This is a genomic window from Pueribacillus theae, from assembly GCF_003097615.1.
GTDB classification, from domain to species: Bacteria; Bacillota; Bacilli; order Bacillales; family UBA6769; genus Pueribacillus; species Pueribacillus theae.
The window spans coordinates 44519-56968 of sequence record NZ_QCZG01000024.1 but is presented as its reverse complement, the minus strand read 5'-3'; the positions used below and the strand labels follow the sequence as shown (position 1 = coordinate 56968).

Below are 12450 nucleotides of genomic sequence, written 5' to 3'. Positions count from 1 at the left end.
TAACGCTCGAGGCACAATTGTTTCATAGCGTTTTGTGCCTTGAGCGAAGCGAAAGGAATGGATATAATCATGAAACTTTTTATGCCAAAATCAAAAACATGGAATGAGTATATTAATGATTCCCGGGGAGCAGAAATTGTTGAAGTAGGAGATCGGATAAAAGATCGATTAGTTTTTATGGGGATTGACCAAGAAACGTTGAAGAATATACGTAATGCTTATCCTATTCTTTCTCCTTATAAAGCAGAAATTGTTAACAAGTTTTACGAACGCATTACATCCGTTGACCACTTGAAAGGCATTATCATTCAGCATTCTACGATCGATCGTTTAAGGAAGACGATGGAAAAGTATTTAGACCAGTTTCTGCATGCTGAAGTAAATAAAGACTATGTAAAAACACGAATAATCATCGGCGAAGTGCATAGCCGAATTCATTTAACCGCAGAACATTTCATTTCAGCCCACCATTTATTAATTCAAAGTATGACATTGATTTTGATGGAAAAGTTGCACAACCAGCCAAACCGTATGATGGAAGCTGTTTTTTCTATACAAAAATTGGCGGCATTTGATCAACAGCTCATTGTAGAGGTTTACATGGAAGAGACGTTTAAATCTTTTTTGTTTGGAATTTCTGATACGCTTCATTACACGACTCAACTTGATACTTCAAGGCAGTTAATCTCAGAGATGGATAATATGAATGGGGAAAGTTTCAGCGTCTCAAGTGCGACTCAAGAAGTGAGTGCATCCATTCTCGAAGTCGCAAATCACTCAATTAAGGTTGCCGAAGGAACAGATGAAGCGGTTCAATCTGCTGAACAAAGCAAAGAAGTCGTAAATGAAGCATTACAGGATATTCAAAAAGTCGGCAATGTTTATGAACAAGTGACAGAACAAGTCAATAAACTTCATAACGAAATTGACAAAACGCATGAGATCGTAGGAATTATTCGTCAAATTACCGAACAAACGAACTTGCTTGCTTTAAATGCTAGCATTGAAGCTGCTAGAGCTGGGGAGCATGGCAAAGGCTTTGCGGTTGTCGCGAACGAGGTAAGGAAGTTAGCCGAGCATACAAAAGAACAAACATTGCAGATTTCAGCAAATATGAAATCGTTGCAGGAAGTTTCAAACCTTGTTACAAGGCAGATGAGTGACACAGGAAAATTGATTGAAAAAAGTGTCACTGGTGCAAGAGTTGCGGATGAGGCGATCAATAAGATTGTTCACGCCATGCAAAATATTAATCAATCTACTTCGCAAATCGCGGCCATGTCTGAAGAGCAAACTTCAGCAGTTGACGAAATCGCACAAAGGAACTCGGTGATTTTTGAATTGAGCAACAGCTCTCAAGAGATTGCTAAACAAACGGCTAAAGTTATCTTTGACCTCAGTAAACAAATGGAAGAGTATCGAAATACATTTTTTGCGACCAACATTCGTTTAACTGCTAAAGATGTTATAAAAGTTGCCAAAACCGACCACCTGCTTTGGAAATGGAAAGTGTACAATATGCTTCTTGGGCTAGAAACAATTGATCCGGAACAAATTGCTTCACACGAATCTTGCAGACTCGGAAAATGGTATTATAGTAATTTACCTTCCTCAGTGAAAAGCAAACCAGCTTTTCAGCAGTTGGAAAAACCGCATAAAGATGTTCACCTATATGCAGTACAAGCCGCGAAATGCTATGAGAAAGGAGACTTAAGCGGAGCACAGGAAGCGTTTGGGCTCCTTCAAGATTCTTCAGAAATCGTTGTCACGCTGCTTTCAAAAATTGAATCAGAAGTTTAATATTACCGGCATTGAAAAATGCCGGTTTTTTCCGCAACTTTTATGTGCCTTTATTCGTTATAATATACAGGAACTTATTTTAATTACATACTGTCGGAGGGGAAATATGTGAAAAGGGTTTGGGTTAAGGTTTTGATTGGAGTTATTGTCGTGGCAATTATCGCAGGAGTTGTTTTTTTTGCAGTAAAAAACAAGAACGGCAAAGAAATGGCAATGGGGGAAGGTTCAGAAATAACGGTACAGAAAGTAAAAGAAGAAGAGCTAAGTGAAACGATTCTTGTGACAGGGGAAATTGTTCCTGAAGGCGAACAAAAGGTATTCATCGATCCGGAAAAGGGAGAAATCAAGAATTACTTTGTGAAAGAAAATCAAGAAGTAAAAGCTGGAGATCCTTTATTTGCCTATGATGACTCCAAAGTGCAAGCTGAATTTAATCAAGCGGTGCGCGAGAAAAAATTAGTCGAAAATCGATCAAAAATGGAGCGCAATCAAATTAGTGGATTGGACAAGCAAATTGCTGAAGCGAAAAAAAATAATGAATCAAAAGAAACAATCAATCAACTTATTTTGGAAAAACAGCAGCTTGAGATCGAACATGAAGGAACAAAAGCAGAAATTGCATCTGCGCAAGAATCGATAAATGCAGTAGATAAAGAAAGAAAAGAAATGACCGTAAAGAGCAAAATTGACGGGGTCGTTGTTAAAGTTGATGAAAATGTAGCCAAAACGGAATCCGGACAGGGTGAACCTGCCATTCATATTATTTCAAACAAACCTTTCAAGGTCATTGGTACGATGAGTGAATTTGATGCCGTGAAAATAAAGCCAAAACAGCCGGTTGTGATACGTCCGAAAGTATTCAAGGATCGAGAATGGAAAGGCGTAGTTGAATCCGTTTCTCAATTTCCTGGCGAGGGCAATTCAGGAGGAGAAGAGGGCGAATATTATGGCGGCGGAGGCGGGAATGTGACGATGTATCCGTTCAAGGTTACGATAACAGATGAAACCGCCGAGCTCCGGCAAGGATTCCACGTTTCCCTTGAAATAAAATTAGACGGAGACGAAAAGGCTCTTGCGGTTCCGCATTCTGCGATTCTCGATGAAGAAGGGGTCGAAGTGATTTATGTATTAAAAGACAATGTGTTGGAAAGACGGGAAGTGCAGACCGGAACAGCAGGAGACGAAACGATTCAGATCGTTGATGGCGCAGCGAAAGATGAGCTTGTTGTCATCAACCCAAATGAAGAAATGCACGATGGAATGGAAGTGAACGATTTTGTTGAAGCTGACTAATATTACAAAAGTATATGAGAGCGGCTCACTTCAAGTTCCAGTTTTGCATGGGATTAACTTAACGATAGAAGACGGTGAAAGTCTCGCGATTATGGGGCCGTCCGGGTCAGGGAAATCAACGTTAATGAACTTGATTGGATTTTTGGATATTCCTACTTCTGGTACGATCATTCTAAACGAGGAAGAAGTAAGCGCCTCGGGAGAAAGCAGACTAACAAAACTTCGCAACAAACATATAGGCTTTGTGTTTCAGCAGTTCCATTTGCTGCCGCGGTTTTCAGCGCTGAAAAATGTTGAAGCACCGCTTATTTACGCAGGAATTCCGAAAAAGGAAAGAATGGAACGAGTAAAAGACATGCTGACAAAGGTAGGGTTAGGCGACCGGATGGATCACTTGCCAAATCAATTGTCTGGAGGACAAAAGCAGCGTGTTGCCATAGCGAGAGCATTGATAAATGATCCGGAAATTATTTTGGCCGATGAACCGACTGGAGCACTCGATACGAAAACAAGTGCTCAAATTATGGAATTATTCGTTCAGCTCAATAAGGAAGGCAAGACGGTCATCATGGTTACCCATGAAGAAGAGATTGCCAATTATTCCAAGAGAATTATTACACTGCGAGATGGGTTAATTATTGAAGATCGGAGGAACGAATCATGGGTCTATGGGAAAGCTTCAAAATCGCATTGATTTCCATTTGGAACCATAAAATCCGATCATTATTAACGATGCTTGGAATTATTATAGGCGTAGGGGCTGTCATTATCATCGTTGCAATTGGCGAAGGTGCGAAAGAAAAAATAAAAGACGAATTGTTCAGCACGGACAAAAATGCCATTGAACTTTATTCTGAGCCAATCCCTCCAGAAGATGGAGAAGAAGAAATGGACTCGTATTGGGAGGAGCCAATCATTACTGATCAAATGCTGGAAGAGCTAAAATCAGTGCAAGGTGTAAAGTCCGTAGTCGGGACAAACCAGGGATGGGGAACGATGATGTACGGCGAAAAAGAAGGGGAAATGGAAATCACCGGTGTCGACGACAATTATTTTTCGGCATTACATATTCAGATTGTGGAGGGACGGGCCTTTTCAAAAAGAGATTCAGACACAAACCGCATCGCCATGATCGACACAGTTGCGAGAGAAACGTTTTTTAAAGAGTCTGAAAAAGCAATTGGAGAAATTGTCGATATTAACGGAAGTCCGTATAAAATCGTTGGCGTTTATGAATCTCCCATCCCAGAGCAATATCGCTGGGCGGAAAATGGCGAGATGCTTATGCCGAGGACGCTCGTTTCTCTTATGTTTGGGTCGCCAGAAGTTGCCAATGTATCCATTTTAGCTGAAGATGCAGATACAATCTCTGAAACAGGGATGATGGCTGCTGACAAGCTGACTGAATTGGTTGGGTCTGAAGATGTTATGTATACAGCGTCGAGTATGGCAGAATTTGAAGAAGAATTAGATACTTATTACGGAACGATGACATTGTTTATTGGAGGTATTGCGGCTATTTCTCTCCTCGTCGGGGGAATTGGCGTCATGAATATTATGCTCGTGTCCGTCACGGAGCGAACGAGTGAGATCGGTTTGCGTAAAGCGATTGGTGCTTCAAGAGGAAGGATTTTGCTGCAGTTTTTAATTGAAGCTGTAACACTTACATCCCTCGGAGGCCTTCTTGGCCTTGGCTTTGCTGCAACTGTCTCCTTTATCATTAGCCAAGCGACAGAGTTCCACGCTGTTATTAGTATTCCAGTCGTCATTATTGGGATTGCCTTTTCCGCTTTTATCGGCATTGTTTTCGGGATTATTCCAGCAAACAAAGCTTCAAAATTGAACCCAATTGAAGCATTAAGATATGAATAAGTATGATATAAAGAAAGTAACCTATCCTTCACTGATCGTGTAAGGAGATAGGTTACTTTCTTACATCTAATTAATAATCCCATGCTGAACGATTTCTACATTAAATGTTGTTTCAATCGGAACGTCAGGGTATTCTTTTTTCCAATCGATTTTTTTCCATGTGGAGTGATGATATGCTTTCACTCGTTCACCCAATCCCAATGAATCATTGTTAGCCTCTTGCATTTTGGCCAATGTTTTTTGTGCCAACTTATTTAACCTTTTTTCTATATCTTTAGAGAGGGATTTTACTTCTTTTTCCTCATTTAAATGATTTGATGCGTATTCATCAATTTCCACCTTGAGATTTACGCTAACTTCTGCACCAATTTGCCCATTATTTACGTTTATTTTTATTTTTCTTTTGAGATCACGTAAGGCTATATTCACAAAATTTTTTTCATGCCTTTTTTTATCATTGCTTACTTTTAGGTTTAATGATAAGCCCTTTGATTTTTGATCCGACAAAATCAGGAACATACCCGTTTCCTTAAGGCCCAACTTACCTGTCAATTGATCACCATTGAACAAAGCCAATCCTTTTACTTCTGCTGTTTTTTCTTCCTCTTTTAAACCAACATAAGGCAACACGAGATCTTTACCTTCTGATAAAATTATTGGACAAGCGGTTTGCACATTTTCTTTTTTTGTAAGTCCCTGAAGTTCGGCACTGTCAAGAAGTTCTGCATAGAGATCACTAATAAGGATAGACTCTCCCGGCTTAATAGACAATGCCTCTTTTGCTGTTCCGTCAATGATTGCTACCGTGGCATTTAATGGTCCTCTTAAATCTCGATAGATTGAATCCAAAGTAGGGAAAACCCCTTGAGAAGCTAATTGTTCACCAAAAAGAATGACTTTGGCCTTGGATCTGTCAAATTTTTCAGGAAGGATCCGGTCCATACGATTTTCGGCATCTTTGACTGTTTCCCCGGTCGTAGATAACACTTTACTTTCATTTGAAGAAGTATGTTGCTGTCCCCCCTCACTACTGTTTTTTGGATAGGTAACAGTCTTGAGTATTTTTTCGTCGTTTGCTTGGTCATATCCAATAGATAATACTAAGCTGCGATCCTTTAATAAGCGTTCATCCCAGCATCCGGAAAGAATGATGGCCAATATGGCCGCCCAAATAAAGCTTAATCGATAGGTCATCCGCTATTCCCCTGCTCCTTCTTGTTGAAAATGATCGATATGAGAAGAAATAAAATCGGTAAACCAAAAGCGAAAGGAAACATAAACAGATTGTGAACTTTGGATACTGAAGCGATGTCATACTTTCCATGAAGAGTCATCGCTAACAAAAAGCAGATACATGCAGCTATGATAACGAAAATAGTTATTTTTTTTGAATTCATGACGCAGGATAACCCCAATGAGGAGGCGTACAACGTATTCATGAATGTAGTGGCCACAAGGATAATCCACATGGACGTAAAGAGCAAATCCGGCCTTTCAATGATTCTAAAAGAAAATGCCTTGATTAAATATAAGACAGGTTCAGGTACTAGCTTAAATTCTTCCGGACTAAAAAAGAGCAAACTGGTTATTACCAAGAATGAATAAAAAAGCGTGACAAAAATATTGGTAATCGTTGCCGCTTTTAGCACACCCTTTTTATCCGATTGAACAAAGGGATAGAGGATCATCAAGATCTCGAATCCTTGAAATGCATACAGACTGGGCTCCATACCCTGAATGACTGGCAGGACCCCATTTGTTCCGACAGGCAAAATAAAGGTAGGGTTTGCATCTTGTAAGGAATAAGCAGCCAAGCTTATAAATCCAATTAAAACAACGGAAGAAAGAACAAAGAAACGGGCCATAAGTTGAAGGTTTTCTTTTACAATATAAACCGCTGTAAATGCCATAAGCACAAGCAACAGCCATTTGGGTGTCAGTGGCATCATCCAAGTATTGAGGATATAAGCAAATTTTGTCAGCACCAGGCTTCCAATGGCAATAAAATACATACTATATAAGATGACGATCATTTTTCCGATGAACTTTCCAAAGAGAGATTGGACAATGCCATACAAATTACTTGATGGAAAACGTCTCATTAATGCCCAGATTAAGAAGATCATGATTTGAATGATGACTCCAGTGAGCAAAACAGATATCCAACTATCTCCCTTTGCCTTCATAAAAACATCGAAAGGCAAAGTAACGACATTTACGCCTACTTGGCATTGAATTAATAAAAAGATCAACTGAAATTGAGTTATCTCTTTTTTACCGATCATTTTTTCCATTCCCTTGAGGCCCTTTGTCTAACCGACTTTTGTGCTTGTGCATTTTTTGGACGATGGCTCATTGTCCAGATTGGAAAACGGACAATGGCATCCTTTAAATCTTTTATATGCAAAGGGGCTAAAGGCGCAATATACGGTGTCCCAAAGGATTGCAATTTACACATATGGATGATGATGATCATAAGCGAAAATACAATACCTACAAATCCAAGAGTGGCTGCGGCAATCATGATGGGCAGGGATAAGATGCGGACTGTGTTTCCCATTTCATAAGAGGGGAGAGAAAATGACATGATCGCAGTTAAGGCAATAACGATGACCACGATGTTTGACACGATGCCTGCATTAACTACTGCATCCCCAATAATAAGCCCTCCGACAATGCCTATCGTCTGGCCAATTGGCGATGGAAGTCTAATTCCTGCTTCCCGTATTAATTCAATAGTGATGGCCATAATGATCGCTTCAAGAAATGGCGGAAACGGAATATTTTCGATCGAGCTTTTTACAATCGTTACCACATCATACGGAATAATTTCAAAGTGAAAGCCGATAACAGCAATGTATATCGATGGAAGAGTGAGTGCTCCCCAAAAACTGAATAACCTCAGCAAACGAAAAAAAGATCCTCCGTAAAATCTGATATTGAAATCGTCAGGCGCCTGAAAAAAAGCAAAAAATGTGACGGGCACAATCGATGCATCAGACGAGCCTTCACTCATAATGGCTACCCTTCCCTCCATTAAGTGAGCTTCTAGCCGATCGGGTCTTTCAGTAAATAAAATTTGTTGGAACGGGGAAAACGGATGATCTTCTATACATTCCTGAATATATCCCGGGCTGAAAATCATGTCGGTTGAAATTGATTCAAGCCGCTTTTGAACTTCCTCAACGACTGATGGGTTGGCAAGCTCACTCATATAGATAATCGCTACGTTTGTATTCGATTCCTTTCCCAGTTTAAAATATTTAATGGTTAGCTGGCGATTTTGGATGCGTTCCCTAATTAAGTTTAAATTAATATCGAGGTTTTCTACGAATCCTTTGTGTGCCCCTCTGACTACCTTTTCATTTTCAGGCTCCTCAGGTGTACGGGCATTTACTTGAATGCTTTTAAATAAAAAACACTTCGTCCCGCCATTTAAGAAAAGGGCACAATCGCCTTTTAGCAAGGCGGATACAACCTTATTGAGGTTATCTGTCTTAGTGAATTCCGGACTTGTTATAATTTCCTCGATATGTTTTCGATCAACAGCCTCTGACAATGGGAGCAAGAAACTTCGTTGGAGTACTTCCGTGTCTGTCATTGTTTCCAAATAAATAATAACCCCGGACATTTCTTTCCATGTCACTTTTCGGGTTTTTAAATCACTTGTATGGAATAAAGCTGCGCAAATATATTGAACATTTTCCTCAATAGTAGGATAGACCGTTTTCATTTTCTCATTTGAAATCGTTTTTAATTGTTTTCCTTTGTTTTGCTTAGAAAAAGACATGGTGTTGCTCAACTCGCCTCCATGTGGTGTTAGTAGAAGTATTTACAATAAATACCAAATTTATCCAAACGGGGGATGCACATTACCTGTACATGCAAAAAGGCGAGGAAGAAGTAAGTTTGTCTGAAATTAATTAACAAAGCTTTAAAATGAAACCCAATTGAAGCGCTAAGATAGGAATAACTATGATAGAATGATAATACAGCTGCATAAGTAGGGTAGGCGGTGGCGATCCCCGATAGAAAGGGGGTGCCACTGATGATGGCGACATACGAAACACTAACCCTAATGATAATATTTGCAACTTTGGTCGTACTAATCATCACTGCAAATAGAAAAAAGTAACCTACCCTACACTGGCTATTGTATGGGGATAGGTTACTTTTTTATATTCTCTTAATTGGCCACCGCATATCCTGCGGAGTAGCTGTGCCAAGCATCGGTGCTCGAACACCGATGCTTCTTTTATAGTTTATATCTTTATTTACATTATATGCAACAATATGAAGAAATACAACTTGAAGACTTGGAAATACAGGAGAGGATAAACCATATGAATCAACAAAATCCAGGTGATAGGCATCAATTTATCCCACTAGTTAGAAAAACTAAACCTTCTAAATGGATGTTGATTGCAGCACCATTATCTTTAGCCGCCTTTTTCCGCTTGGAACGCAAATGTACAACATTTCAAAAGGGCTTCAACTGTTGTCGATGGGATAAAATCTTGTTTCTCGATAAAGGCAAACTGACAGGTGTTTGGTACACATGAAGAACTGATTCAATCACTTGACAAATACCCTGAATTCGCGATCCGGCAATTGAGGATGAAGGAATAAATATGCATAAGAAAAACGCTAACGCGCCTTTCTTATGTGGACAGAGATCAGAGGCCGGATTTGTTTAAATTTGCGAACTAGCAAATCTATACTTTATTAAAAATAGAGCACCGGCAAACTTACTCGCCAGTGCTCTTTTGTTGCTCTGAACTTTCCTGTTCTTGTTACTCATAAAAGTACTGCTTCGGATCGACGGGTTTCCAATCTTCATTTGGCGAATAAAATCTTAATAAGTCGCCAAACAATACTTTATCGGATAATTCAAGCTCATGCAGGACGGTTTCACTTAAATCCTTCATTTCTTCCGTTGGCTTTTCAATTTCTTCTTTTGTCACATTATCATAATAGATCCCATTGATTTTACTGAAATCCTTTGTAATGAAGTCGCCATTTCGGAAAGGAACAAAGTCTTTATGATCCTTAGAGAATAAGTCTGTTCCGAATTGGATATAATCCTTTGCATTAATTCCCATGAGATGCAATAGAGTTGGCACAACATCCATTTGCCCCGCGTATTCATGGTTAATGCCTTGCCCTTCAACACCCGGTATTTTAATTAAAAGTGGAACACGCTGCAGCTCGGCGCTTTTCAACGGCGTGATCTCTTCTCCGGTTATTTCTTTCATTGCCTCGTTATGGTTTTCTGAGATGCCGTAATGGTCACCATAAAGCAAAATGACGGAATCGTCATATAAACCGGCTTCCTTCAAGTCGTTAAAAAATTGCTCCAACGATTCGTCCAGGTAGCGGGCTGTCTGGAAGTAGCGATCAACAGAATCATCGCCGGTTTCAGCCGGGTCAATTGTTGCGTCCCCTTCATCAATTAAATACGGATGATGGTTCGTCAGCGTAATGAAATGCGCATAAAATGGTTGCTTCAAAGATTTAAGCATCGGCATTGATTCTTTGAAAAATGGCTTATCTTTCAAGCCATAGTTAATCACTTGATCTTCACTCATGTCGTAATAGCTTGCATCAAAGAAATGGTCAATCCCAAATTGCTTATAGATTTTATCACGGTTCCAAAAAGATTTATAGTCTCCATGAAAGACTGCGCTTGTATAGCCTTGCTGCTGATGCAAAATAGAAGGCAATGCCTGATATGTGTTATTTCCCTTAGTCACAAAAGCGGCACCTTGCGGCAAACCGTACAAAGAATTGTCCATAATTAATTCAGCATCAGCCGTTTTTCCTTGTTCCGTTTGATGGAAAAAGTTATCAAAATACGTGAACTCTTTCTTTTTGTCGTGAACTAAAGAGTTCAAAAATGGTGTTACCTCTTCACCATGGAGCTTATAATCAATCAAAAATGATTGAAAAGACTCAAGGTGGATTTTAATAATATTTTTTCCTTCTGCTTTGGCAAAGTATTCCAGATTAGGCTGTGCAAACTTGCTTTTTGTATAAATTTCTACTTCTGTCATGTCACTGCTCGATGCAAAAGCCCGCTGTGTAGTAGATTTCAAGCTTTGCACAGCATCATAGATTGTAAAATTATAAGCGCCAAGATATTTCACTAAATAGTTGCGGTCAAACGTACGCTTCAATAATTCAGGACGATCGATCTCAGCAAGTCCAAGATTCACAGTAAAAGCCACAGCGCCGGCTGTTAAAACGAGAACGGCTTTGCGAAGCTGGAAGCCTGAAACGGACCAGTTCGCTTTCGTTTTCACGTACAAAATGATTAAAAGCAGTAAGTCGAACGAATAGATAATGTCATGCCATGCAACAAGGTTGGCGATACTGCCGCCAAGGCTGCCAAAGTTACTCGTTTGCATAATCGTAGGCAATGTTATAAAGTCGCCATTGAAGCGGTAATAAACGACGTTAGCATATAAAAGAAAACTTAAAAGAGTATCAATCATAATGATCCAAACGCCGGCTTTTCGCCCTTTGGCGAACAACGCCAATCCAAGAAAGATTAATGCCGAACTAAGTGGATTAAAAAACAATAAAAATTGCTGCATGCCATTTTTTACGCCTAAATTAAATTCAATATTGTATATTGAATATGTTTTTATCCAAAATAGGAGAACAGCAATTGAGAAGAAGCCCATCTTCGTAGATAAAAATTTCTTCATTCGTATTCACCTCATATAGTTTAGCGGCAAACATTCCAACGACAAATTATTTTAACAGAAAAGCTGAAAATATAAAAGAGGGAAATTGTCCCTATTTCAAATTCATAATACATGCTGCCCCATTAAACGAGGCAGCATTTTTTAGAAAATATTTTTCCTTAACGTAAAGTAAATTTCGACCGCTTCTGAATCTATGGCTTTCTTAAAATAACGTCAATTTTTCTTTTGCGTCGGTTCTGTTTCGCGGTGGAGCTTTCACAGATTTGTCAAAATAGCCGATTTGAATGATGCCAATGATTTTCTCATCTTTTTCTACACCAAGTCCATCATAGAATTTCGGATCATAAATATGCTGAGGCGTTTTCCAAACCATGCCAATGTCTTTTTCCCACGCCAAAAGCTGCAAATTTTGAATTAAGCAGCTTGTGGCTGCAAAATTCTCATCCCATTGTTTTTGCCTCGGGTCGATTTTCATAATGGCGACGAGAAAAGCGGGTACATCCGCAAATTTTTTCCTCATTTGCTCGTGTTGATCGTGAGAGTAGCACGCAAGAATCGACTTGATAAATGCTTCTTTGCGGTCATTTGAAACGAAAATAAACCTCCATGGCTCTCTAAGTTTATGGTTTGGCGCCCATACGGCATCATTTAACAGTGAAACGATGACATCTTCGCTTACTTCCGTTGGCAGATAGCCTTTCTTGATGGATCTCCTATCCCGAATCACTTTCGAAATGGATTGGATTGTTTCGTTCAATTTGCCCGTCCTCCAGTA

The 12450-nt window shown here is 39.5% G+C and carries 11 protein-coding genes; 6 read left to right on the top strand and 5 right to left on the bottom strand.

Translation table 11 applies throughout. The annotated features are described in order from the left end of the window. Positions 1-69 precede the first annotated feature (69 nt). The 4 genes from DCC39_RS11950 to DCC39_RS11935 all read left to right on the top strand — a co-directional run bounded on the left by DCC39_RS11950 (position 70) and on the right by DCC39_RS11935 (position 4965). Entirely contained in the window at positions 70-1800 is a 1731-nt protein-coding gene (locus tag DCC39_RS11950) for a methyl-accepting chemotaxis protein (RefSeq protein ID WP_116555137.1), read from the top strand. Between the two features lie 108 nt (positions 1801-1908). Further along, positions 1909-3093 (top strand): efflux RND transporter periplasmic adaptor subunit, encoded by a 1185-nt coding sequence (locus DCC39_RS11945; protein ID WP_240613627.1) that lies wholly within the window; start codon positions 1909-1911, stop codon positions 3091-3093. Next, complete coding sequence (locus tag DCC39_RS11940; RefSeq protein ID WP_116555131.1) at positions 3077-3787, top strand: ABC transporter ATP-binding protein; 711 nt, start codon at positions 3077-3079, stop codon at positions 3785-3787. The genes DCC39_RS11945 and DCC39_RS11940 overlap by 17 nt, the downstream gene beginning before the upstream one ends. Further along, entirely contained in the window at positions 3754-4965 is a 1212-nt protein-coding gene (locus tag DCC39_RS11935) for an ABC transporter permease (protein WP_116555130.1), read from the top strand. Before DCC39_RS11940 ends, DCC39_RS11935 begins: the two co-directional genes overlap by 34 nt. A 66-nt stretch (positions 4966-5031) precedes the next feature. On the opposite strand, the gene DCC39_RS11930 is transcribed toward DCC39_RS11935, so the two are convergent. The 3 genes from DCC39_RS11930 to DCC39_RS11920 are packed head-to-tail and all read right to left on the bottom strand — an operon-like array spanning position 5032 to position 8767. After that, on the bottom strand, positions 5032-6159 hold the full coding sequence (locus tag DCC39_RS11930) for a Ger(x)C family spore germination protein (RefSeq protein ID WP_116555129.1): 1128 nt from the start codon (positions 6157-6159) through the stop codon (positions 5032-5034). Beyond that, the gene (locus DCC39_RS11925) at positions 6156-7259 is read right to left on the bottom strand and encodes a GerAB/ArcD/ProY family transporter (RefSeq protein ID WP_116555128.1); all 1104 of its coding nucleotides are present in this window, start codon (positions 7257-7259) and stop codon (positions 6156-6158) included. The genes DCC39_RS11930 and DCC39_RS11925 overlap by 4 nt, the downstream gene beginning before the upstream one ends. Beyond that, entirely contained in the window at positions 7247-8767 is a 1521-nt protein-coding gene (locus DCC39_RS11920; protein ID WP_116555127.1) for a spore germination protein, read from the bottom strand. Before DCC39_RS11920 ends, DCC39_RS11925 begins: the two co-directional genes overlap by 13 nt. A gap of 246 nt (positions 8768-9013) precedes the next feature. Between DCC39_RS11920 and DCC39_RS19465 the strand changes: the two genes are divergently transcribed. After that, complete coding sequence (locus DCC39_RS19465; RefSeq protein ID WP_338066556.1) at positions 9014-9100, top strand: putative holin-like toxin; 87 nt, start codon at positions 9014-9016, stop codon at positions 9098-9100. A 208-nt stretch (positions 9101-9308) separates the two neighbouring features. Continuing rightward, complete coding sequence (locus DCC39_RS11915) at positions 9309-9527, top strand: hypothetical protein (protein ID WP_116555126.1); 219 nt, start codon at positions 9309-9311, stop codon at positions 9525-9527. 231 nt (positions 9528-9758) lie between these two features. Here the strand turns inward: DCC39_RS11915 and DCC39_RS11910 are convergent, their stop codons facing one another. Together DCC39_RS11910 and DCC39_RS11905 are read right to left on the bottom strand one after the other, a co-directional pair. Next, on the bottom strand, positions 9759-11675 hold the full coding sequence (locus DCC39_RS11910; protein WP_116555125.1) for an LTA synthase family protein: 1917 nt from the start codon (positions 11673-11675) through the stop codon (positions 9759-9761). A gap of 202 nt (positions 11676-11877) precedes the next feature. After that, complete coding sequence (locus tag DCC39_RS11905) at positions 11878-12432, bottom strand: nitroreductase family protein (RefSeq protein WP_116555124.1); 555 nt, start codon at positions 12430-12432, stop codon at positions 11878-11880. Positions 12433-12450: the final 18 nt, after the last annotated feature.